Raw genomic sequence first — 22,190 nt, forward strand, 5'->3', positions numbered from 1 at the left:
ATTGTGTTAAAGTGAAATTTTTCATAATTTTTCGCAAAAAAGCACCAAATATTTTGGTGTGTAATCGCTGGTTATGGTATCTTCAATTCATTAAACAAAACCAGCTGAAATAAGTGGCAGAATTGCCACCATTATTATAGCTGATTTTTAAACATGAGCCGTCTGCATCACGGTAATGCCATAACCTTCGGTTACCGGATACATTCAATCGGGAAAACTATTATGGTAAGTTAATTTTTTGCAGACCATGAACCTTCTGTGGATAGAATTAAAGCATTTTCATCGTATCTGCTAGCTGACAGGCCTTTTCACAGGCTTCATAAATCGCATCGTAATTGCTTTCAATCATCGGATTCACCTGCTCCGTGCTTTTCCGGATATTTTTTTATAAAGAATATAAGGTAATCCCCCACATCGTTCATGCGAGAGATTTATCAGGGCGTTGTTATTCTTTTATAATTTTAAAATCACCGTAAATGTCGTGCCCTTCTCAGGATCACTTTCGGCTGATATGGTTCCATCCACCAGATCAACCACCCGTTTAACCTGCACCAGTCCCAGGCCGTTTCCTTCTTCTGCATGGAAAGTATCGCCCTGATAGAAGCGGTCGAAGATGCGATGGCAGGTTTCTTCACTCATGCCACATCCGGTATCGCTGACTTTGACAATGGCCTGGCCCTCCTCTTTTCTCAACTCTATCTTTACCAAACCATCTTTTTTTGTAAACTTGATGGCATTGGTCAACAGATTGTTCCAGACAATTTCCATGAGACTTTCATCTGTGGTAATTGCGACTTCTTCCAGGTCGGCGCCAAATTCGATGTTTTTTTCGTCAAACTTTTCTTCCAGCGCCAGCATACAACAGCTTCACTTATTTTCATCACTTCCATTTTTTCTCTATTCACGGTAAGTTTCTGGTTCTGCACACATCAAGCAACAGGTATTAAGCCATCAGTCTTTCCACTTGCTCTTTCTGATCAAACAAGGTGCACCCCCCATGGTTTCCGGCGATGGCGGCAATCTCCCTGAGATCGGCAAAATACTGGGACCGCAGAACATCTTCAATGGAATCACTTGTCAGATTCTGTTTGGCATGAGGTGAAAAGGGGCAGGGCTCGGCATCGCCGTAAGGATTAATATGAAAAAATCCCCGTCCAGATGCTAGACATCCGCCCATTTCCTCCTCGTCACCGGGAAATGACAAAATCACCATTCGTCGAAAGGATTTTTTGCGTTCACAACAAATTTTCTGAAGTAGCTTAATCTCCCCGATATCCAGTACCAGATGTTCAGTTCCTGCTTCAGCCGGTACATACTCCACATACAGGGCCACGCCACAACCTTTGTTTTCAAGCGATGATAAAAACTTATACTCCGTCACCAGTTTCAAATTCTCTTTTGTAACCGTGATGGATACCCCAAACAAAATATGACGCTTTTTTAAAGCTGCCATTGCCGATTCAATCTGATCATAGGTACCACTCCCGCGGCGGGAATCTGTTTCTTCAGCATTGCCTTCAATACTGAGAATGGGAATGAGGTTGCGATGCTGATCGAGAAATTCAACCGCATCATCGTTCAGCATGGTGCCATTGGTAAAAACCGGAAAAATCAGGTTCGGGTACTCACCGGCCAGTTCTAAAATATCTCTGCGTAAAAAGGGTTCTCCTCCGGCCAGCAGAATGAAGGCGGTCCCCAGCTCGGAAGCCTGATCAAATATTTTCCCCCATTGGAGGGTGTCCAGATCAGCTTTGCCAATGGTGCTGCCACATCCTCCGCCGGCCCGGGCATAGCATCCGGCACAGCGCAAATTGCATTGTGAGGCAATACTGGCGATCAGAAACGGCGGCACATGCAGGCCTTTTTTCTCCTGCTGTTTTCGGATCGCCGTGCTTTTTGCCATCTCCGGCAATATGCACTTCAAAAATGCCCGTCCCTTGGCGTTGCTCATATAGAATCGGCCGGCTGTTTTCATGATCTGGGTCATTCCCTGATCCATCATTATATTTAAATTCATTAGTTTTCCTCTTTTCTAATTTGATAAATTGAAGCAAATTGCTCAATATGGGCCTTAAGAATTCCGAGTGCTTCAGCTTCTTTTTCCGGCATATTATCATATTGACATAACAGTGTATAGAAAGGGCCATAAAACTGTAAGGCAATAATACTTGGCGGCCCTTCCCTGAAAGTTCCCTGTCGTATCATTTCACTAAACAAATCGGTCTGAAACTTGATCGCATCATCGAAAAACCAATTGCCTAAGGTTTTGGCTGCATCATCATTTTTGTACTGCTCAATGGTTAACATTTTGCGAAAATTTGATGCCTGGGGATCTTTCAAAAAAAATAAGAACACTGCCTCACAGGCTTTTTTAAGCCAGATTAGATCATTCCGGCCATACTCACGGGCGACATTCTCTATTTCTCCCTGGGGCAATCGGTAGAATGTCACTGTTTCTTCAAATTTCTGATTCATCCACTCCAGCAATGTATCATAAATTGCCTGCTTGCTCCCAAAATGTTTATAAAGTGAACTGTCTTTAATTCCCACTGCATGGGCAATTTCTTTGACTGTTACACTTTCATATCCTTTTACAGAAAATAGATTCAGTGCTTCTTCTAAAATTATTTCTCTGGTATTTCGTTTTGTCATCTTATCTCCTTAACAAAAACAGGCTAGTGAACACTAGCTATAGTATAGCTAGTGTTCACTAGCCTGTCAATATTTTTTTTATTTTCTTAATCCGTACTTTTATGACTCTTCTCTGGTCGCAATTCAAAACCGTAAATTCATAGTCTTCAAAAATAAATTGATCATTAATTTGCGGATATCCCTCAAGCTGAACATAAAATCCAGCCGCCAATGGTATCAATATTCTCGGCTTTAATATCGGCAAGGTTTCCCTGGCACCTTTATTTCCCCCATTTTTTCTTAAGACTATTGACTATCCGACATAAAAAAGATATACTCATATCAAATGATAGTATATTCTATCATTTGATATGAGTATATCTTTGGAGGCCTTATGAATACAACTTTAACCATGAAAGACATCAAACACCAAGCCATTTTAAATTCGGCTACTGAATTGTTAGCTTTAAAACCAACAGCAACGTTGCAAGCGATTGCCGATTATTCGAAAATCGGCATTGCCACATTGCATCGTCACTTTGTCTCCCGGGAAGCCCTTCTGGATGAACTAGCACTAAATGCCATTCATCTAGTCGAGGAAACTTTTGCTTCGCTCATCATTGATCCCGATGACATGAAGGCTTCTCTTAAACGACTCTTTGATGCCCTCATACCACTTGGCAATAAAATCTATTTTCTCGGCACGGCAGCTTCTATTGATGAAAACCCGACCATCATAGCTGGTGAAACCCATCTGAAACGTCCGATTCTAGATGCCATTGAAACTTGGCAACATAATGGTTGTCTTAAAAAGGATTACCCTAGTAGATGGATACTAAACGTAATCTACAGCTTATTATTTATGACATGGCAGGATATTCAAGCTGGAAATCTAGCCAAAAATGATGCGACTGATTTATTGTTAAATACCGTTTTATCCGGGTTTTCAGAAATAAAATAATATCTTGTCTTTTATCGGGAAGCGATGTGATCGGCACTTATCAAAGGGTTATTCACTTTGCAGTCCGTTTCGCAATCATCTGATATGCTATTAAATTAAAAGGAGTATTTTCTTATGGCAAAATTTAATATTGAAATCACAAAATCAATTAACGAAGATCAAAAAACCGAGGTGGCAAAACTCTTTTATAGCGCTTTTGAAAAAAAGTTCAGCACATTATGGTTGTTTGCTAAAAACGAAACCCAGGCGGTGGCGGTACTACGGGAGTGTATTAATTATAAAAAAGGACTCTATGCATTGAGTGAGAACAGCCTTTTTGGATTTATTGGTCTTGAAACCGGCGATGGCCTTTTTGTCAATTTCAAATTCTCTTCACTTTCAAAAGTTTTCGGTCTTTTTGGTGCTACCTGGCGTTTTCTTGCCTATGGTATTTATCGTCTGCTCCACAACAATCGAATCGAGCACGAAGTACACATTGATCCCATCGTTGTATCAAGCAACGCCCGTGGTATGGGGGTTGGAACACAGCTATTAAATGCCACGATTGATTTTGCAAGATCAATTAATCGAAAATGTGTTTTCCTTGAGGTCGTTGATACAAATCCTAACGCACAAAAGCTATATGAAAGAGTTGGTTTCGCTGTTGTAGACGTTGAAGATACCAGCTTATTCACTTCTAATTCAGGTTTTTCCAAGGTTATCCATATGAAAAAAATTCTAGCTATTTAATCTGTTTCTAAGCAGAGCCGATTAAATTTAGAACACCAAGTGATACCATTTGTATCCAAGCCCAGGTAGTTGCATAACTGGCTCAAAGTCGATCTATAGGCTGGCTTGACAAAAGGAAACTTCTGGACTATACTAAATAATATGAATATATAATAAATATATTCATATTATTCGGAGGTAGATGCGTGCCAAAAATATATTCAAACGAAAAGCGACAAGAAATAAGAAATCAACTGATGCTGGTTGGATTGGAACTGATCAAACAGAATGGTTTAAAACGAATGAGTATTCAAGAACTTACAAAAAAAGTGGGAATTGCCCAAGGTACCTTTTACAATTTTTTCAGCTCAAAGGAAATGCTCGTTTATGAACTTGCTGACGCATACCAGAAAAGAACAAATCAGCAGCTTGAAAAAATCATTCAATCAAAGGGATATCTTGAACGAAATGATTTAGGCACATTATACAGTCGTATGTTTTTGAAAGATGAGGATAATGTCTATCGTTTCATCACCAGAGAAGATCTACAGAACTTATATACAAGACTTCCCCATGATTGTTTTCGTAGAATGACAGATGTCAAAGCGGAAATGGAGCTAAATTTACTCCACGCGCGTGAAAAAAAAGAGAATTATGATCTGGATGCAGTCATTAACTGGATTCAGATCATGAATCTTACGATCCAAAATAAAGACATCCTGGTGGCAGCCGGGGTTGCGAAAATGATCCTTCGGATGATCGAAAATATGCTGGATGAACTTTTTATTTAAAAAAGACAGAGAGGAATGACTATTATGAAATTCTACGAATATGGGGATAAAAAATTACCATCGATCATGCTCATTCACGGTGCGGGTTGGTCCTATTGGCTTTATTTACAAGAAGCCAGATTATTGCAAAATAAATACCATGTGATCTTACCGGTAATAGACGGACACGGTGAAGAATCCGAGGTCCCCTATATCTCGACCGAAAAAGCTGCGGATCGGTTACTGGATTATATTGATCATAACTGTGGTGGCAAACTTTTTGCCCTCAGTGGGGTTTCTCTAGGCGGACAGATTGCCATTGAGCTCTTATCCAGACGAGCGGACCTTGCCGAGAAGGCAATTATCGAAAGCGGCCTGTGCATTCCCCAACCCGGTCTTTTGAGATACAGTCTCTTTGTCTATAAACATTTTGGCAAATGGCTGTTTTCAAAAAAATTCAATCAGTGGGCGCTAACGAAGCTTCCCAAACAAATGCATTTACCCGATGAAATTACAGCGTTATATTTGAGGGATCTCCCGGCTGTTAAAATTGCGACCATGAATCGAGTTTTTGAAACCTACTATCGTTATCAACTGAAAGACAGCTTAAAAGACAGCCAGGCCGATACCATCTACTGGTACGGCAGCAAGGAAATGAAGTGCATTAAACAGTCCGGGTTGCTATTCGAAAGCTATGTTGAAAAATGTCAATTAATCGAATTGCCGGGTTATCGTCATTCAGAAATCAGCGCTTATCATCCTGAAGAATGGGTGGAAAAAGCCGAGCAATTTTTCAATCGTTAAAAAGAAGGTCCGTTTATTTACTTACTTAAATGACCGTGCCAATCCTCAACTGCAATCTGGCCGGTCGTTTTGCGATTAAGAAGCTTCCTTATGAAATCAACGGCCATTTTTCGGTTTCTATAAATGTATCCACCAGGGTATTGGCGTTCTCAATGATTTCCGGATCAAATTCTAAATAGTTTAATAACGCAATGGCATTTTTTGTATGAGCCGGGCCAGTATGTAACTTGTAATCAAACAGAATCGTTTCATCCGTAATCGTCTCCTGGAAATGATAATTATCATAACTTTTTGCCAAAATACTGGTGAGCTCAATATCGTGTGTGGCTATCAGACAAAGACAATTTTCCCGGTCTAAATAATCCAGAATCGCAGCGGAAGCGGCAATTCGCTCGATGGTATTAGTACCTTTTAATATTTCGTCAATAAAACAAAGACAGGGAACGCTGCTTACCTGATCGATGGTTCGTTTTAAAGATTTAATTTCAGCCATAAAATAACTGTCCCCGGCAAGAATGTCATCCTTCACTGCCATAGCGGTAATCGGCAGACAATGGGAAAGCGAAAAACTGCTGGCTGTACAGGTGTAAATGGTTTGGGCAAAAATACTGTTGACTGCCAAGGCCTTGACAAAGGTTGATTTTCCAGAAGCGTTTGACCCGGTAACAAGGCTGTTCTTCAGAAGTTCAATATCATTCGCTATGGGTGTTTTCAATAAGGGGTGATATAGATCGGCAACAACCACTTCAAATTCCGCGGTAAAAGACGGATTAACCGTACCGGGAAGACTTTTTCGAAATGATGCCAAAGTGATCGAAAGATCCAGTTCTCCGATATTCTGATAGATACGATGAAAAGCTTCTTTGTTTTTTGACACCAGGGCAATGGCTTTATTATAAGTTCTGAAGTCGTAGAGGGTTATAATTTTTAAATAGTCCAGCAGTATATCAATATCAGATGTGCCTCCCATCATGACTCCTGAGAGTTTACCGGCAAGGGCTTTAAAGTGTATATTATCTTCTCGAATTTTCTCAATTAAACCACTGAGTCCATCCGTTGTCTGATACGGCAAAAGTCTGTTGCAGCATCGGAGCATGGCTGATAAATAATGAATGGTCAAGAGGTTTTTGGCTATTTCCTTTTTAAAATAGTAATAGACCACCCCATTAACAATGACTGAAAGAATCAGACACAGCAGACCAATTGATAGATTAAACAGACAGATTCCAAGGCAAAGAAAAGGAATAATGGCCAGGATCGTATAGGCGCTCGGATTCTTAAGGGCTTTTATTTGACTTTCGAAAATAAGTGACGAAACATCATTGTAACTTGCTTTGCCCAATTTTGACAGAATCATTTGAATTTCCAGCCGTTCTTTGGGATTCTCAGCGAAAAAATTGATGAGCTTTTCGCGTTCTTTAAGTGGTTCATCCCGCCATTTTGGCTCATGAAGCGTTGCATACAACACCTCATCACCAACCGAGGTTAAACAGGTGTCCAGACGTTTAAAGACATCGTCCATATCCAAATCGCTCCAAGTCAGTTCATCGATGGCGACATCGATCTTTTCGTATTTGAGTTTTCGATCCCAATAATCGGAAACGCTTCCCCAAATATCGGGATTAAAACTGGTTGGTGCTTTTCCAAATTCATTCATTAAACGTTGCCGAAAGATGATTCTGGCTCTTCTGCTGGAGACCAGACTAAAAACAATCATCCCGATGATTCCAATGCTTACAAAAAATAATACTCCCATTAAACTCCTCTGTTTCCAATGGCTTTGCACAGCCTTTTTTTCTTTTATAAAAATTATCAAAGTGAGACTGGCCTTTTCACTGATCCCGAAATGTCCCTATATCCATCACTTTATGAAATATTGTATCATTTGATTGCCACCAGGAACAGGATTTAATGCACAAAAAAATAAATGCAACTGTGATAACACTAATGATATGTTCAACACTTACACTTTTATGCGCTAAAATATTTCACAGAATTTTTGGAATTTGGAGATGTCCAGTTAAAACATGACGGTTGAAACGGTGCCTGTTCGTTAAAATAGCCGGAGATTTTACTCCGGCTATACGTTCATATGAATGAGTTATTTCTTTAGACCAACGTTTTTCAACATTGGATAATTAAAGCAATTCCTTGTTTATTTGATTAAGTTCTGTTGTAATCGCTTCGTAAACACCAGGGTATACGCTGCCTGGTCCGCCTTGTGTAATACACGGAATATAATAATGTTTTCCGCATCGTTTTACAGCCTTTCGCACTTCTGCGCCAACACTTTCTTGAGTCCAAGCCTCGTTATCAATCAGTGAGTTATCGATATCTCCCATAAAAGAAATCTGTCCGCCAAACTTTTTAATGAGTTCCGGAACATTATTTGACGAAATACAGCCTTGCCAGATATCGATTCCCATTTCAATCATCAGCGGTACCAAATTCGCAGCGTAAGAATCGCTATGATGAACAATCAGCTCGACGCCGTTGGCTTTATAGAAACCATATATTTTTTTGTAAGCAGGGACAATAAATTCTTCAAACATCTCTGGTGCCATGAACGAATTCAAAGAGCTGCCCCAATCGTCATGATGGAAGATACAGTCAGGTTTATAATATTTGACCAGTTCTGCTGCATATCGCAATTCATATTCGACGATATAGTCGATAAGCGCATGCATTTCTTCCGGTTCTTCATAGAAGCCCATCAGACAATCTTCCATGCCCATTAAATGATGGCATTGTTCAAAGACACCAGGGGCAACAAATGCGGTTGCAAAAACTTCGTTACGATCGATTGCTTCAATTGCCGGCATAAATGGTGCCCATGCTTCCGGCGGAAAATCTGTCTTGGGCGCTTTTACAAATTCTCGCCATTTTGTGATATCCTTAAGCACTTTGTGTTCGGCATCATGCAATGGAAATGCTCCAGGAGTTCCTTCCGGCCACGCAAAGGTAATTCCCCAACCATTTTTTGCCGGCTGGCCACCAGGCATCGGGAACTCACCCTGGCCTGAAATCGGATCTCCCATTATCATACCGTAAATTGCATCAGTACACACAAAAGCCTCATACTGATTGACAAAGCGGTCAGGATTGCCGCCTTTAATCGTTTCCAATAAATTCTGTCTTTTAGTTAGCATAAACATTTCCTCCTATAAGATATTATACCGCCATACAATTTATATGCGTATAATTATTGTAAAATCAATTATATCACCAGTTTTCAATAATTTCAAGCTTTACTTTACCGGTTAATATTTATTCTTTGATTACGCTAACATTGCCGTTTTTATGCGATTATTAAGACGCAGTAATCAGGACTGAAGAATTTGTTATCCTTACTCCCCGATTCGTATAAACTAGGTATTTTAAATATAAGTAATCATTTTGACCGCTTCGACTTCAAGTCTTCCATCTTTTGTCTGATGTAGCTTTAAAATATCGGGTTAATGTTACTTTTTTTCGATTTCAGTTACACATGTTGTTTTAATCGTTTCAACCAGGAATTGTAACGCATCGATGACATGCGGTCGGATATCACCACCAATGAGAACATACATAATATCTTCACCTACCTTCAGATACCCTTCGTTAAGCCAAACCCTGACATGGAAAATGCCGTCCATTTTTTTTGTTTCAGCAATGGCGACATCAACCTTTAGGGCATCATAAAAAAATTCCATTCCTGTTACGCTGGAACCGTCATCCAAGCCTTGACGAACCTTGGCCTTTGGCGTTTGGCGGACAGTACCATTGTGAACCAAATACATTCCTTCCTGTAAAGCAGCCGAATCATTTTTTGCTTCTTTTAACCATTCGTCAACAGAAGGCGTTGATTTCTTTGTTATTTCATTCATACGTAAGTCTCCTTTTTTTAGCATTACTATATTTCCATCCCTGAAAGACTGATGAAAAGCACAACAGCTGTAACAAATAAAATTGCGCAATAATACAGCCATGGTCGTTTTGTTTTATATAAATAATAAAGACTGGCAGCAACAATCACAGAGCCGATTAACAAAACCACCCACTCAGACTGCTGGTTAAACAAAATCCCAACCTCCATAAGAACAACCATCAAGGGCATGGTTAAAAAAGTTGCTTTAACCAAATCATTCAACTTCGATTTGAAAACCAACCATGAAACCAAAAGAATAATAATTAAATAGATTATATCATTGATCGAAAGAATTCTGCCAAAATTATCACTATCCTTATTCACCAATGAAAAAATGATCATATCCCAAACCCGCATGACGAGGGCTGCGAATAAAAATGCTACTAAAAAGAGTGTCAAGCCACCGACAACAATTATAAGCATGGACAATAAGTTTTTCTGCCATAATTTCAGTTTCATTCGAGATCCCTCCTAATTTGATTATTAATGCCAGTTAATTCGGACATCATCTGCCTCCTTTTTTCAACGGAACCGGTGGTTGTCTAAAATAATCTCTGTGTTATTATCTCTGATAATCACCGAAACATTTTTCTGAGCATCGTATCGTCTCTCTATGAATGGGATACAAGAGTAATATCTGGATAGATTTTTTCTAAAACACTATTCGGATAGGTATTGTCTAAAAATTCTTCTACCCTACTATTTGCCGGGATATTGTTTATTCGTTCATCCCAGCGTTTCACTGCCAGAAAGGAAATTATCATATCAAAAATCATAAAAATGCTGAGAATCGAAGTGACGATCACTTCGATTTTTAGAGGGGTTTTTTTTATCGCCGTTGATACCAATGGATCAATTATTTTTACCCAGGAAAGCCCTAAAACGCCCCAATAAAATGAAAGCACCAGGCTGGTTCTGCCATATAAATTTAATGGCATCTGCTGATATTGCCAGGAAACCGTTCCGGTTGCATACTGCTGAAAACAACTGCTTAGGAACTCAAATCCACCGCCAACAACCATGCTTAAAATTAAAATTATATACCAGTTCTTATCAAAAAAGGGATGAAGTATCAGAACAAAAAATACGACGCCAAAACCATAAACAGGATTATTTGATTGTTCCATTTAATATCCATAATCATCATTATTAAACGACTTTGTTAATTTTATACCCATAACCCTTCAATTTCCAACCTTCTCCAAAATATATTTTCAGATAATCTATCAATTATAATTTATTCCACCAAAAAAATGAGAAGGAGCAACTGCTAATGCTCTTTCTCATAAATTGCCTTCTACAACAAATAAACGGTCTTCTATTTTTTGTGCAAATCGAGAATTTCTTTTTTTAATCGTTCATCCTCTTTTGCAAATGAAAAAGTTGGACGTCCAAGGTAATAACCTTGTGCATAATCAATATCCATCTCGATGATTTTGACCAAATCCATTGTCTCTTCAATGCCTTCCGCCACGACTTTAATGCCTTTATTATGACAGAATTCAACCAAATTGGCGACTATATTTTGTTTGTCACTATTGCTGTGAATCCCTTGAATCAGTTCCATATCAATTTTAATAATATCCGGCAGCAATGAAAGAATCCGCAGTTCATTGGAATAACCGCTGCCAAAATCATCTACTGCAATTTGGATGCCACTTTTCCGAATAAATTTGATTTTTTCATTCATATTATTTGAATTATTATTTTCTTCTTCGGTAACCTCAATCACAATATTTTTAAAAATGTGACGGTAATGTCTTTCAAGCATCAAATGATCTTCTTCACTCAGTCTTTGGCTGGGGATACTATTTATAAATATTTTGCGATCACCAATCTCCTGGGAATTTTCTTCAACAGTCTGATATGCCATTAAAATAATCATTCGTTCCAACTGTGCAGATTTTGACTGGGCAGCAGCAACCGTTAAAATTTCCATGGGATTTTTAAAGTCATTCAGTAACGAACGCATTAATGCTTCATAGGCAATGATTTCACCAGTTTTCAAATCCACAATCGGCTGAAAAGCAAAACGAATCAACTGTTCATCCAATAAACGATTGATGACTTCACGATTTTCCAACAGATACGACATCTGTTGATAATAATCCCGATTAAATTCAAACAATCGTCCTTTTTCCTTATTCTTTGCCTCATACATTGCAAAATCGGAAAGCTTTAATAGATCGATGACGTTGTCTGCATCCTCGGGATACCATGCGACTCCAGACGAAAAGCGGATGCGGTTACTGGTACCATTCGGTCTAATGAAACTAAAGGATTTACTATAAGGATAGAGCTTTTCAATAATTTTTCGAAGCTCATCCTGATCCTCATAGCCATGTAAATAAACGGCAAATTCATCTCCTGAAATTCGCGAAACAATTCCTTTAAATTGTTCAAAATAGCGAAATATTTCACTGGCCCGGATGATGAGGCGATCCCCCATATCGTGTCCAAAATTATCGTTGATGTATTTCAAATTATCCAAATCTATAAAAATCATGGCCCCGATTTTATCCGGTTCCTCTTTTATTTTTCGATTTGCCTCACGTTTTAAAGCCGTGTTACTGAATAAATGCGTTAATGCATCATAATCCAATTCATTGGCCAAGCGACGATTTTCTTCAATATCAGCGGTGACATCCAAAATAACACCAACCGAACCGGTTGGCTGTTTAGCCTCCAAGATACGCAGCCATAGCTGTTTTCCAGCGTATTCATCATAATACTCATAAATATCATCGTGATCATCTATCGGATATTGAGTCAGTTTATTATAAAACAGAACCCAGTCATCCTTAGAAATCAGACTTCCCTGATCAATATGAAGCAGCTTGTATAAAAAATCCGTCAGAATGACATGTTTGTTGTTATCAAGAACCTCATATCCGCCAATGGGTAACAAACTCAATTCCAATATTTTCGACGTGGTCTTGGAAACATTCATCAGGCTCTGATTCAGCAATTGAACCGCAGACGTTAAATCATCAATCTCACGCATACCTGTTGGCAAAAAATGAATTTCATCATAGGGTGAAAGATTTCGAACATATTTTGACAATCTGGAAATCTTGCGGGTGAAAAAATAGACTAATACAAAAACAGCAGTAAATGCCAGCACCGTGGTAAGAGCAATACTGTAAAACACTTTCTCTCGCACAGACACCGAGTTTTCTGTCAAAACATCACTGGGTACGAAACAGGACAATGTCCAGTTTTCATCCACAAAAGGTGAATTCTCGCTGTAAACCTTCAGCTTTTGCACCGAACTGTACATGGTTCCCAATTCATCCAATGTGGTTTCAAATATTCCGCCCTCTTTTACCGCCTTCAATTGCAATGGCTCACCACTTTTTAAATAGGTTTTTGCCAGGACACCACTGGGAATAAACCAGCCTAAGTCCAGGGCATTGTCATGCATTTCGGAAATCACATAAAAACTGTTGTGATAAAGCAAATCCGAATCTGGCAAATAATGCTGAGAAAAATAAGGCATGGCAATTTCGATACCGATGACACCGTATCCGTTACCATTCTCATCTAAAACCGGCATGGTATAACAAACAACCTGCTGATTGTCATTTAATATATCCTTTGGTGTGGACCAATAACCAAAACGCTCCATTTCTGAGCCCTTAAACTGGGTACTCGCCCAGATTGGCTTTTCATAAAAATCAAAGTAATTTTCTTCTTTATCGGAGCGCATATCCAGATTCCAGCGAATGCTGGTTGGCATATGATATTCTTTGGATACGGCAGTCGGGCCGATTTCCAGCGAATAATTTGTAGACGCACTCACATCCGGAGTCGAATTTCTTATGTAAACTGCGGAATGCGCAACTGTATCGGCTTTGTTGGCATTTGATCCATTCAAAATAAAGTATGCCCCAGTGACATGATTTTGCTTCAAAATTGATACCAGTGTAGCACTTGCCACCAAAGCAGCCTGATTGTAACTATCGTCGTCGAGATATAGATCTTCTGGCGATTTCTGGTTCTGCTGTGCTAATTGAACCAATTCTGAATTCAAGTTTTCGGTCTCATTTGCCATGTTGCCAATCATTGCACCAACAGATAAATCGAAGGTCTGGGCCCGGGTTTCCGTTGTATTGCTAAGCAAACGAACCGCTTCCGCATCCAACATAAAATACACCTGGGAAAACCACAAAGCAAAAATTAATGCGATACTTTGAAAAATGACAATCAATGCCAATAAAATATTTAACTGTCTTCGAAGTGTCCATGTTTTTTTCATACATTTTTCCTAACATCGTAGATTATTCCTCAGAATATGAAATTCCTAATGTATCAAGCTGACTGCGAATACTGGAAAGCCACTCATCAAAACGAGCATTCATATCCAAGGCTGTCACTATTTCATCTTCGGTCATACCTTGTTCCTTTAATGCTACGGCACTTTGACGTCCAGATTCTGCCATCGTTGTGAGAGATGTTTCTAAGATTGACCGAACATTATAACTGCCGTTAAACGGTGTGGATGCATAAGTATTGGAATCCATAATCTGATTTAAAGCAATATCATAAACTGCCGCCACATTTTTTTCTGCCTGGTCACCGGAACTTAGAGACTTCAATGATGCGTTATAGTCCGCATTCCCGTAAGCTCCTGTTTCTACCGGTAAATAGCCGGTTGTCATGGCAAAGGGAATGTTCTGTTCCTCGGCGGTAAACCATTTTAGAAAGAGCGCCGCACCCTCCTGCTTCTCAGGTGTGGACTTGGTCACACTCATACCTGCTCCCTGAACAATAGCGGTGGGGGTGCCACCAGCAAAACAAGGATATGCCAGAGCCGTAAATTCAATAGGAGATTGGGTATTATCTTTTTCAATCCAGGTGGGAAAATATGCGGCGCCTGATGACGAACCCACATAGGCAATTAAATCGCTGGCTTTAATATCATCTGAACGAAACTTACCAACTGCATTTAAATAGCCAAGGCTCATTCCGCCATAATAGATATCAAATAGCTTTCTCAAGTCGGCATGATTTAACACCGCCTTTTCATTCTTTCCATCAATGACCTCAACCCCCAATTGTTTATTACCAATGATAATATAATTAGCAACCGAATCAATACCCATTAAGCTTTTACCATCCCAGGCTGTATCCGGGGTTTGTGCATCGGTCCATTGGTAGTAGGCACGTGCGGCTGCGTAGACCCCTTCCCAGGTGGTCAGGTTTTTTTCATTAACACCGGTAGCTGCGGCAAATTCATTCCAGGCTGTTGCATTGACATAAAGCAGCTCGGTACTTTTCACAATGGGAATGCTCAACAAACGATCGCCGTCATACTTGCCATCATTCAGGAAAGCTGTAATGTAGAGTTTCTGTTCATCTTTCGAAAAATAATCATTTAAATCACAAAGCTTGCCCAGCTGATCAATCTCAAGTCCTTTATCCGGATAGGTTGAGAACATATCTGGCATGGGTTCAGCATTGATAATACCCTTGGCCGAATCGGTTACTGCTTTCTCCAATTCTAAAATACTGCCTTTAGCCACTGCCGTAACGACAACCCCTTTTTCGGAACCCTCACCTTTGTTGAACTGATCCACAGCCGTTTCCAAAGCAATCTTATTGTCACCGACATAATAATGCCAAAGGGTTATTGACACCGGATTTTTCGGATCCAGCACCGACTTTGACGCTGTCGAACAACCCGTCAGCAAAATAAACATACTCAACACCAGACACGCCACTTTTAATTTTCTTTTCATTTCTCTCTCCTTAAAATACTAAAATAGGTAATTGCGATGCTGACCTAAGCTTCGCTCTTAATTGACGTTTAACAATCTTATGTGTAATCATTTACATGTTAGGTTTTATCTCAACAGAATTTTCTTTATAATAAAACTCACCTTGCAATTTTCTATCTGGTGAATCGTCAAAAAAAGCCTCTGGCTAATCATCAGCCAGCGGCTCATTGAAGAATCAAACTATTTTTTTGTATCCGAACAGTCTTAATGTTAATTATACATAAAAGCAATTGAATTTGCACTAACTTTTCGTATTAAAGCCAAGTTCTTCTCACTCATCCGTTTGACATTATCAAGGCATCCCTACCGATTTGATCTATTCATCAAAAGCCGATTATAAATAACTTTCAAAGTTACTATCAAAGCTTGGATTTGCATTTTTTCTATATCTAACCCCTGCACTATTTTATTAAAACAGCATTTGACTTAAACACTTATCCGCTTTTCTATCCATTGACTGAAGAAATTTAATTGTTCTTCAGTATAAAAATAATGTTCTCCATGCTCCATTACCGTCAGATCGCAATTAAATTTGTGTGCAAAGTTAGAAACGAAGTCAAATTCGCACAATTCATCATCCGAACCGTAAAGAATTACGGTCGATTTAGGCCATGACCTAATCGGATGTTCTTTCACATAGCAATAATAATCCCAATATAATATCTGTCCAATCGGTGTGGTGATTTCCTTTTTTGTTTCTAACTGCTCCTCACTTACATTAAACCACGTCATCATGTTACTTATCATTCTTTCCATATCAACAACCGGCGAAAGGAATATACTCTGCTTTAAATCCTCATCTTTGTAGGTCAGCAAGCTAAAATATGCACCCATGCTACATGCAAACAAACTGATATTGTTCCAATTTGTTTTTGCATATGCCATTATACTTGAAAGGTCTTTGACGCAATTTTGAACCTTGCATGGGGTTGGATCTTTTTTCCGTTCTCCATGCTCTGGCAAATCAAAGCTAAGTACCTGGTAACCGGCTTTTGTTAGTTTCTCTGCCAGAATTACAATTACCTCATCCGCTTTGTTTGACATATTTCCATGTACCGCAATAAATATGTTCCTAGAATTTTCTCCCCATAAAATAGCAGGAATTCCCTTTATTTTCAAGTCTTGTTTAATCATTTTTTCATCCTGAATGCATTTTCTAATGATCTTTCTATTACTTTCAGCTCTCCTCATAAACATATTAGATGTTATTTGCAAGCGTAACTCTGATCGATTTTTACATTGATTTGATTTTAGCCGAGTTTTATCTGTGCTTCTTTCACATCTGTTACAAAATACAGATTTTCACCCTGATTGGATTCATAAATAAAGTCGTGCAGTGCCCTACTTGCTTAGTTGTATATTTTATCATATTATATAAACAAAAACTACTCTAGGAGGCTAAGTCTGAAAAGAGAAACTGACGTATTGGACTATACCAATTATTTACAGGGAGATCATCAGTGCTTATATCATCGAATAATTATGTGCTTTGCATTAACAGGCAACTCGCTAATTTGTGCATGAAAAGAGAGGACCTATTATTTTAGAATAGTATAATTGTAACAATGAGCTGAATAAATGGAGTGGATTAAAAGATTAAATAATGCAATAAATTATATTGAAGAACACCTTAACGAAGAGGTCGATTATAATCAAATTGCTGCCGTTGCCTGTTGCTCAACGTATCTTTTTCAGCGAATGTTTGCCTAATGAGTCTGCTGGGCGTCAGTACCTGCAACAACACCGCGGACTGTAAGTATTTATAGCTGTTGCCAGTACCAAAGGCCTCGACGATATTTTAGAGGAATACACTGTTTCGGCTTCTACCTGGGCAATTTTCTCTGGCAGTGGAACAAGCCTGTCTATTCAAGAATTGGAACAGCGGATTGTCACTGAATGGCTTCCGACTTCAGGCTATGAATACACCAACGCCCCGGACATCGAGGTTTACATAAACGCCGATCCGCAAAACGCACAATATGAGGTTTGGATACCTGTTATTAAAAAATAGCAAAATATTCACGCTAGTCAAATAAGCTACCCCAATGAATTTCGCAACCACATTCGTGCTCAAACCATTTAACAAAAATAGACTTGCCAAAGGGCCAAGCTATATTGGCCCTTTGGGCAGTTTTACTTTAGGACTTTATTTTCTTGTTTTTTTCCCTTGGGTCTGACCCGAATTTTTATTAGTTCTTTTACATCATTTAATACCCTTTCTGAAGTGATGTTTATCATCAGCCATCTTCCGCCAGCTGAAAAAGAAACACTGTTAAAAAGATCCCGGGTGTATTCGCTTAAAAGCGGCAGCAGGATTTCCGTTTCTGTCATTTCTTTGGTACCGATCACTACCAATGCGATAAAATAACCATCCATGGGATAAAGGGTGCAAAGGGATTTTCCGTTTTTCTTATATTTAATATTCCATCCCGGCTGAGCCGAGCACCTGCTAAATACCAGTTGCGGCGTAACCGAATAGGTATCTGCTAAAAAATCATTCATCTCTGTCCATAAAGCATTATCAATATAGGCTTCAATTTTCTCAAAAGAAGGTTCCAAATTTCCCGGATATAATTCATGCCACACTTTTTTCATCACACTTCCTTTTTATTTTCATTATACGCCCTCAACCTATTTAAAAGCCACTTGCTTTTTCATACTCCAGACCGCAAAAATTGCGACGATTTCGGCCAGTCCGCTTTTTATGGGATTCACCTGAACAGGGTAGAAATAATTCTGTTTATCCCTATAGAACTGGTAGTCTGCCGGTAAATTCTGCTCTGACAAACTGGCCATTTTTTTGAAGATCCGAAACCAGATCAGGTTTCCCAATTCCGGAGGGGCTTCGTTTTTATTAACCATCGATGCATAAAAACATTTTACACTTTTTTCAATGGCTCGATCCGTCTGATCCGCATACTTTTTTGTAGGCTCCCAAGGGGTGGTGGTTATTTTCAATTCACAGACTTTGCTGCTACCGCCAAGGGTCATCGCAAGTGCCTTATTTACCTTTCTCAAACCAGAACCGCCATTGGCAACTAGCATCAGGGACTGATTGAAAAATTTCGGACGATGCAAACTATAGGCAAAACGGTCCATGAAGCTCTTCATTAAGCCGCTTACATTCTGGGTATACCCCGGCGTGCTAAGGATGACTCCATCCGCTTCCAATATTTTCTTCTCGATGATTTTCCTGTCGTCCTGTAACGGACAGAAGCTCTCCCCTTTTGCGATACAGGAAAAACAACCGATACAGGGCTGCAAATTGACATCGCTTAGAAAGATATACTGAAAATCAATGTCGCCGCTGCGCTTCAATTCTACTTCAATCTTCTGGACAATCTCATATCCTTTTCCCTTATGCGGGCTCCCCATAATTGCGATAACTTTCATCTAATTAACCTCCTTGATATAAAATAAAAACATGTGTTAGCTTAACTGCCGTTTAATACATCAGCGAATCAAAAACGCCAGCACTTTGTGGGTTGACATAGAGGCCTAGCCAATCGTATTTTTCATACACTGGACGATTCAAAAAGCTAGCACCTGATCTACCGTTTCTTCAGTTAATCAATGAGCAATATTCCATAGCGATTCATTTTCACATTCTTATCGGCAAGCACGTGAATGGGATAATCAAGATCCCGAACGGTTCCATAAACGTCAATAGCCATTGCTTCGGTACAGGGTCTCGCCATTTTTTTATTTTTACACATGACTCTGTCCGAAACGCAATCCGAACATAATTTACATTCATCCACCAGCAAAGCGAACGCTTTATGGAATCCCAGCAGAAAAATTTCCTTTTCTATTTTCAGTAATTCTTTATTAATATGTTTACACCATTGATGTAAAGCCTCATCGGTATCAAGCTTTTCCTGAAAATGAAAAATTACTGCACTTTCATATTCCGATAAAAACTCTCGACATTCCGATACTGTTGGTGTATTTGGTGGGCAAGTACTTTTTTTACCATAACTATCGCATCCGTACATGCATTTTACTCGAACCCATTGAGCAACTTTTATTTTTTCTCCAGTAACCCATTTAAAATCAGTGAACTGTTTATTCAAAAACATGCTTTCTATTTTATCTTTATTCATCGTTTAACCTCGATTATGCAAACTTTTTTGTTCGATAATTACAATTTAATCTAATCAAATCTAAAATTAAGTATAACGCGTGGGGATCATTCCTTTGAGTTGAAGTCAGATATGCATAATTCGAGAAACGTCCCTAAATGTCAATATACTATAAGTTAAGGGGCATACGGTGGGCCCGCCCCTTAACTTACCGCTTTTTTATAATGTATTCTTTTAGGAAATCAGGAAAATGTGTAATCATGTTATATGAGAATGGCACTGCAACCTTATAACGGGCATTAAGCTTACTTTTCACAATAATATCATTAATGATTTCTGCCGCTTCTTTCGACTCAGTCAAATTTTGCTTCTTCCTGTTTTGTGCATCTGATTCATAAAAATGAGAATAATAAGAATTGGGATTTAATGTCAGATCATTCGAATTGTTATCCAGGGTTTTAAAAAAACAAGTCTTCATGGGTCCTGGTTCAATGACGGTAACCTGAATATGACTACTGTGCAATTCTAAACGCAATGCATCACTTAGTGCTTCTACTGCAAATTTCGATGCACAGTATGCCCCGTTGATTGGTTGAGCAAATTTTCCAGAAATCGAGCCGATGTTTATAATCTTACCCGATTTTTGCTTACGCATTTCCGGCACCACGGCCTGAACCATTCTGATGATTCCAAAGACATTCACATCAAACATATCCCTGGCACTCTTTATGTCAATCTCTTCCAGAGCGCCTCTCATCGAGTAGCCCGCATTATTGACAAGAATATCAATTTTATGAAATCGCGAAATTATTTCATTTATTGCAGCATGAATCGACGCTTCTTTTGTCACATCTATGGATAGCTTCAGAGATGCGGCCAAGTTCTTTAAACTGTCAGCATTTCTAGCTGTGGCAACCACTGTATTTCCCTTATCAAAAAAGACCTTACACAATTCACGACCAATACCGGTGGAACACCCGGTGATCAAAACAACACTATTATTTTTCATAGCAGTCAACCTCCCTTAATAAACCTGGGCATAATCATAAGTCATCTGAAGGTTATCTGCATTATCATTTGATAAGATTTGATTTTTTTCTTATTCGACTGAGTGACACCGGGGTTATTCCTAAATAGGAGGCAAGATGACACTGTTTCAGACGCTTTTCCAGGCCTGGATATTCTGCAAGGAATTGTATATATCGCTCTGCACTATTTAATAATTTAAAACTGATTGCGTGTTCCTCTTTTGCAACAAGGACGCCATCTATCATTTTTTTATAGAATAGAAGCAGTTCATAGTGACCATCCACGTGCCTCTCAAAATCAAAAATACTTGCAATCAGAAGCTCACTGTCTTCCAAAGCCTGTATGCAATAGGTCGATTCATTTTTAGACAGATATGCCACATAAGAAAAGAGTGTTCCCCCTTCTGCATAGAAATACTTTGTGATATCATTACCCATTTTAGTGATGTAACAAGAGCGGAAAAGACCTTTTGTAACAAACCCAATTTCTGTAGATTTCTCACCTTCCTGCAAAAAAAATTGATCTTTTTTTATTAACTTAGGTTTAAAAACATTCTGTAATAAAACAATACTTTCCTCATTAAGAGATATTCCAGTTCTTTTCGAAAGATCCATCCACAAGCCGACGTAATCATTTTCATTCATGCAAAAGACCTCCTGACTTTCATGACATACCTATAAACCAATTTTCAAAAATGCTTCGAGGACACTTTTCTTCGATCTTCGGCATATATAATATAACGCCACTATTTCTTGGTTTTTTTCTTCCCGATAAAAGTATTTTCTTTACGTGTAATATTTGTCCAGATACTCAACATGGGTGGGATTGTCACATCTACAACTTTTAATGGTTTGATAAATTCCAATAAAATTATATGCCTATTTCACGCTCATTTATCGTTTTAGCATTGAGAAAAAGCAGCAAATATGTTACAATTAAAGTATTGAATAAGCGGTGAAAACCATCTGTATAATCAACACTATCGCTTATGTTGGTGAACCCGAAAAATATAGCCTGTGAGACCACACAATAAATGCAAATAAAGGAGTTAACATGAAAAAAATCACCCTTTTTATCATTTTGGCCATTACACTGATTTTATTTTGCGCTTGCGCCCCACAAAAGTCAACCGCCGGTGATGCCCCAGCGAACACGGATGCATCGGCAACCACCCAAGGTTCGACACAGAGTTCGGATTCGTCCCAACTTGCCAAGTGGCCAGACGAGTTCAACGGCAAACTCCCCACCCCAGTCTGTAAAATCACCGATGTTACGCGCTATGACGAAAATTCTATGTCTGGCAAGCTGACCATTGTTAATTTTTCAGATATGAGCAAGGCAGACGCCGAAACATATGTTGCCTCCCTGAAAGCCATGGGATTCTCTAGCGGCATTGATTTAAATGACGGCACTAAAATTGTCTTTAGCGGCGTCGGTACTGATCAATCTGCCGAAAACGGCATCAATTTTATGTATTTAAATTCCGATCAAACCGGAACGATTTCTTATTAAAGACAA

General features: G+C 39.0%; 25 protein-coding genes. 7 read left to right on the forward strand and 18 right to left on the reverse strand.

The features are described from left to right. Positions 1 to 453 precede the first annotated feature (453 nt). The 4 genes from FZC41_RS02855 to FZC41_RS02870 form a co-directional block, all read right to left on the reverse strand. Positions 454 to 858, reverse strand: a complete 405-nt coding sequence (locus tag FZC41_RS02855; RefSeq protein WP_148565871.1) for a sensor histidine kinase — start codon at positions 856 to 858, stop codon at positions 454 to 456. 85 nt (positions 859 to 943) lie between these two features. Then, positions 944 to 2,017 (reverse strand): radical SAM/SPASM domain-containing protein, encoded by a 1,074-nt coding sequence (locus FZC41_RS02860; protein WP_148565872.1) that lies wholly within the window; start codon positions 2,015 to 2,017, stop codon positions 944 to 946. Further along, on the reverse strand, positions 2,017 to 2,652 hold the full coding sequence (locus tag FZC41_RS02865; RefSeq protein WP_148565873.1) for a TetR/AcrR family transcriptional regulator: 636 nt from the start codon (positions 2,650 to 2,652) through the stop codon (positions 2,017 to 2,019). The genes FZC41_RS02860 and FZC41_RS02865 overlap by 1 nt, the downstream gene beginning before the upstream one ends. Before the next feature lie 58 nt (positions 2,653 to 2,710). Next, positions 2,711 to 2,896: a transporter associated domain-containing protein gene (locus FZC41_RS02870; RefSeq protein WP_170253827.1), complete on the reverse strand. Its 186-nt coding sequence runs from the start codon at positions 2,894 to 2,896 to the stop codon at positions 2,711 to 2,713. Positions 2,897 to 3,025: 129 nt separating this feature from the next. On the opposite strand from FZC41_RS02870, the gene FZC41_RS02875 reads away from it, so the two are divergent. The 4 genes from FZC41_RS02875 to FZC41_RS02890 all read left to right on the forward strand — a co-directional run bounded on the left by FZC41_RS02875 (position 3,026) and on the right by FZC41_RS02890 (position 5,874). Further along, the gene (locus tag FZC41_RS02875) at positions 3,026 to 3,592 is read left to right on the forward strand and encodes a TetR/AcrR family transcriptional regulator (protein WP_148565875.1); all 567 of its coding nucleotides are present in this window, start codon (positions 3,026 to 3,028) and stop codon (positions 3,590 to 3,592) included. Between the two features lie 114 nt (positions 3,593 to 3,706). After that, entirely contained in the window at positions 3,707 to 4,321 is a 615-nt protein-coding gene (locus tag FZC41_RS02880) for a GNAT family N-acetyltransferase (RefSeq protein WP_148565876.1), read from the forward strand. A gap of 185 nt (positions 4,322 to 4,506) precedes the next feature. Further along, entirely contained in the window at positions 4,507 to 5,091 is a 585-nt protein-coding gene (locus FZC41_RS02885; RefSeq protein WP_148565877.1) for a TetR/AcrR family transcriptional regulator, read from the forward strand. A 24-nt stretch (positions 5,092 to 5,115) separates the two neighbouring features. Next, positions 5,116 to 5,874 carry an alpha/beta fold hydrolase gene (locus tag FZC41_RS02890; RefSeq protein WP_148565878.1) on the forward strand — a complete coding sequence of 253 codons (759 nt, stop codon included), beginning with the start codon at positions 5,116 to 5,118 and terminating at the stop codon, positions 5,872 to 5,874. An 88-nt stretch (positions 5,875 to 5,962) separates the two neighbouring features. Here the strand turns inward: FZC41_RS02890 and FZC41_RS02895 are convergent, their stop codons facing one another. From FZC41_RS02895 to FZC41_RS17825, 9 genes are all read right to left on the reverse strand, one after another. Continuing rightward, positions 5,963 to 7,630: a MutS-related protein gene (locus FZC41_RS02895; protein ID WP_148565879.1), complete on the reverse strand. Its 1,668-nt coding sequence runs from the start codon at positions 7,628 to 7,630 to the stop codon at positions 5,963 to 5,965. A gap of 382 nt (positions 7,631 to 8,012) precedes the next feature. Next, positions 8,013 to 9,023, reverse strand: coding sequence for a uroporphyrinogen decarboxylase family protein (locus FZC41_RS02900; protein ID WP_148565880.1), 1,011 nt, complete (start codon positions 9,021 to 9,023; stop codon positions 8,013 to 8,015). Between the two features lie 312 nt (positions 9,024 to 9,335). Beyond that, complete coding sequence (locus FZC41_RS02905; protein WP_148565881.1) at positions 9,336 to 9,740, reverse strand: molybdenum cofactor biosynthesis protein MoaE; 405 nt, start codon at positions 9,738 to 9,740, stop codon at positions 9,336 to 9,338. Positions 9,741 to 9,766: 26 nt separating this feature from the next. Further along, a complete protein-coding gene (locus FZC41_RS02910) occupies positions 9,767 to 10,240 on the reverse strand; it encodes a hypothetical protein (RefSeq protein ID WP_148565882.1) in 474 nt (157 codons plus the stop codon). A gap of 152 nt (positions 10,241 to 10,392) precedes the next feature. After that, positions 10,393 to 10,908, reverse strand: coding sequence for a putative ABC transporter permease (locus FZC41_RS02915; RefSeq protein WP_148565883.1), 516 nt, complete (start codon positions 10,906 to 10,908; stop codon positions 10,393 to 10,395). A 191-nt stretch (positions 10,909 to 11,099) separates the two neighbouring features. Continuing rightward, positions 11,100 to 14,039: a bifunctional diguanylate cyclase/phosphodiesterase gene (locus tag FZC41_RS02920; RefSeq protein ID WP_148565884.1), complete on the reverse strand. Its 2,940-nt coding sequence runs from the start codon at positions 14,037 to 14,039 to the stop codon at positions 11,100 to 11,102. A 22-nt stretch (positions 14,040 to 14,061) separates the two neighbouring features. Then, the gene (locus tag FZC41_RS02925; RefSeq protein WP_148565885.1) at positions 14,062 to 15,522 is read right to left on the reverse strand and encodes an extracellular solute-binding protein; all 1,461 of its coding nucleotides are present in this window, start codon (positions 15,520 to 15,522) and stop codon (positions 14,062 to 14,064) included. A 465-nt stretch (positions 15,523 to 15,987) separates the two neighbouring features. Further along, positions 15,988 to 16,695 (reverse strand): alpha/beta hydrolase, encoded by a 708-nt coding sequence (locus tag FZC41_RS02930; RefSeq protein WP_148565886.1) that lies wholly within the window; start codon positions 16,693 to 16,695, stop codon positions 15,988 to 15,990. 116 nt (positions 16,696 to 16,811) lie between these two features. Next, positions 16,812 to 16,898, reverse strand: a complete 87-nt coding sequence (locus FZC41_RS17825; RefSeq protein WP_148566035.1) for a hypothetical protein — start codon at positions 16,896 to 16,898, stop codon at positions 16,812 to 16,814. 241 nt (positions 16,899 to 17,139) lie between these two features. Here FZC41_RS17825 and FZC41_RS17830 point away from each other — a divergent pair, with 241 nt between their 5' ends. Together FZC41_RS17830 and FZC41_RS17835 are read left to right on the forward strand one after the other, a co-directional pair. Next, complete coding sequence (locus FZC41_RS17830) at positions 17,140 to 17,271, forward strand: hypothetical protein (RefSeq protein WP_420797209.1); 132 nt, start codon at positions 17,140 to 17,142, stop codon at positions 17,269 to 17,271. An 85-nt stretch (positions 17,272 to 17,356) separates the two neighbouring features. After that, a complete protein-coding gene (locus FZC41_RS17835; RefSeq protein ID WP_420797210.1) occupies positions 17,357 to 17,572 on the forward strand; it encodes a GyrI-like domain-containing protein in 216 nt (71 codons plus the stop codon). Between the two features lie 122 nt (positions 17,573 to 17,694). Here the strand turns inward: FZC41_RS17835 and FZC41_RS02945 are convergent, their stop codons facing one another. The 5 genes from FZC41_RS02945 to FZC41_RS02965 all read right to left on the reverse strand — a co-directional run bounded on the left by FZC41_RS02945 (position 17,695) and on the right by FZC41_RS02965 (position 21,316). Beyond that, positions 17,695 to 18,156 carry a DUF3788 domain-containing protein gene (locus FZC41_RS02945; RefSeq protein WP_148565887.1) on the reverse strand — a complete coding sequence of 154 codons (462 nt, stop codon included), beginning with the start codon at positions 18,154 to 18,156 and terminating at the stop codon, positions 17,695 to 17,697. Between the two features lie 36 nt (positions 18,157 to 18,192). Beyond that, on the reverse strand, positions 18,193 to 18,954 hold the full coding sequence (locus tag FZC41_RS02950) for a flavodoxin family protein (RefSeq protein WP_148565888.1): 762 nt from the start codon (positions 18,952 to 18,954) through the stop codon (positions 18,193 to 18,195). Between the two features lie 173 nt (positions 18,955 to 19,127). Then, a complete protein-coding gene (locus FZC41_RS02955; protein ID WP_148565889.1) occupies positions 19,128 to 19,664 on the reverse strand; it encodes a DUF2284 domain-containing protein in 537 nt (178 codons plus the stop codon). A gap of 187 nt (positions 19,665 to 19,851) precedes the next feature. Continuing rightward, a complete protein-coding gene (locus tag FZC41_RS02960; RefSeq protein ID WP_148565890.1) occupies positions 19,852 to 20,652 on the reverse strand; it encodes an SDR family oxidoreductase in 801 nt (266 codons plus the stop codon). A 64-nt stretch (positions 20,653 to 20,716) separates the two neighbouring features. Continuing rightward, positions 20,717 to 21,316, reverse strand: coding sequence for a Crp/Fnr family transcriptional regulator (locus tag FZC41_RS02965; RefSeq protein WP_148565891.1), 600 nt, complete (start codon positions 21,314 to 21,316; stop codon positions 20,717 to 20,719). Positions 21,317 to 21,725: 409 nt separating this feature from the next. Here FZC41_RS02965 and FZC41_RS02970 point away from each other — a divergent pair, with 409 nt between their 5' ends. Beyond that, positions 21,726 to 22,184 carry a hypothetical protein gene (locus FZC41_RS02970; RefSeq protein WP_148565892.1) on the forward strand — a complete coding sequence of 153 codons (459 nt, stop codon included), beginning with the start codon at positions 21,726 to 21,728 and terminating at the stop codon, positions 22,182 to 22,184. The last annotated feature ends 6 nt before the right edge of the window (positions 22,185 to 22,190 follow it).

This window comes from Acetobacterium paludosum (genome assembly GCF_008086595.1).
GTDB classification, from domain to species: domain Bacteria; phylum Bacillota; class Clostridia; order Eubacteriales; family Eubacteriaceae; genus Acetobacterium; species Acetobacterium paludosum.

Bases quoted from the DNA above. Each gene is read 5' to 3' on its own strand.
- FZC41_RS02945 (WP_148565887.1), bottom strand. From the start codon at position 18,156: ATGAAAAAAGTGTGGCATGAATTATATCCGGGAAATTTGGAACCTTCT.
- FZC41_RS02925 (WP_148565885.1), bottom strand. From the start codon at position 15,522: ATGAAAAGAAAATTAAAAGTGGCGTGTCTGGTGTTGAGTATGTTTATT.
- FZC41_RS02860 (WP_148565872.1), bottom strand. From the start codon at position 2,017: ATGAATTTAAATATAATGATGGATCAGGGAATGACCCAGATCATGAAA.
- FZC41_RS02875 (WP_148565875.1), top strand. From the start codon at position 3,026: ATGAATACAACTTTAACCATGAAAGACATCAAACACCAAGCCATTTTA.
- FZC41_RS17830 (WP_420797209.1), top strand. From the start codon at position 17,140: ATGGAGTGGATTAAAAGATTAAATAATGCAATAAATTATATTGAAGAA.
- FZC41_RS02965 (WP_148565891.1), bottom strand. From the start codon at position 21,316: ATGAATGAAAATGATTACGTCGGCTTGTGGATGGATCTTTCGAAAAGA.
- FZC41_RS02960 (WP_148565890.1), bottom strand. From the start codon at position 20,652: ATGAAAAATAATAGTGTTGTTTTGATCACCGGGTGTTCCACCGGTATT.
- FZC41_RS02915 (WP_148565883.1), bottom strand. From the start codon at position 10,908: ATGGAACAATCAAATAATCCTGTTTATGGTTTTGGCGTCGTATTTTTT.
- FZC41_RS02905 (WP_148565881.1), bottom strand. From the start codon at position 9,740: ATGAATGAAATAACAAAGAAATCAACGCCTTCTGTTGACGAATGGTTA.
- FZC41_RS02890 (WP_148565878.1), top strand. From the start codon at position 5,116: ATGAAATTCTACGAATATGGGGATAAAAAATTACCATCGATCATGCTC.
- FZC41_RS02920 (WP_148565884.1), bottom strand. From the start codon at position 14,039: ATGAAAAAAACATGGACACTTCGAAGACAGTTAAATATTTTATTGGCA.
- FZC41_RS02955 (WP_148565889.1), bottom strand. From the start codon at position 19,664: ATGAATAAAGATAAAATAGAAAGCATGTTTTTGAATAAACAGTTCACT.
- FZC41_RS02930 (WP_148565886.1), bottom strand. From the start codon at position 16,695: ATGATTAAACAAGACTTGAAAATAAAGGGAATTCCTGCTATTTTATGG.
- FZC41_RS02950 (WP_148565888.1), bottom strand. From the start codon at position 18,954: ATGAAAGTTATCGCAATTATGGGGAGCCCGCATAAGGGAAAAGGATAT.
- FZC41_RS02910 (WP_148565882.1), bottom strand. From the start codon at position 10,240: ATGAAACTGAAATTATGGCAGAAAAACTTATTGTCCATGCTTATAATT.
- FZC41_RS02900 (WP_148565880.1), bottom strand. From the start codon at position 9,023: ATGCTAACTAAAAGACAGAATTTATTGGAAACGATTAAAGGCGGCAAT.
- FZC41_RS02880 (WP_148565876.1), top strand. From the start codon at position 3,707: ATGGCAAAATTTAATATTGAAATCACAAAATCAATTAACGAAGATCAA.
- FZC41_RS02855 (WP_148565871.1), bottom strand. From the start codon at position 858: ATGCTGGCGCTGGAAGAAAAGTTTGACGAAAAAAACATCGAATTTGGC.
- FZC41_RS02970 (WP_148565892.1), top strand. From the start codon at position 21,726: ATGAAAAAAATCACCCTTTTTATCATTTTGGCCATTACACTGATTTTA.
- FZC41_RS02895 (WP_148565879.1), bottom strand. From the start codon at position 7,630: ATGGGAGTATTATTTTTTGTAAGCATTGGAATCATCGGGATGATTGTT.
- FZC41_RS02865 (WP_148565873.1), bottom strand. From the start codon at position 2,652: ATGACAAAACGAAATACCAGAGAAATAATTTTAGAAGAAGCACTGAAT.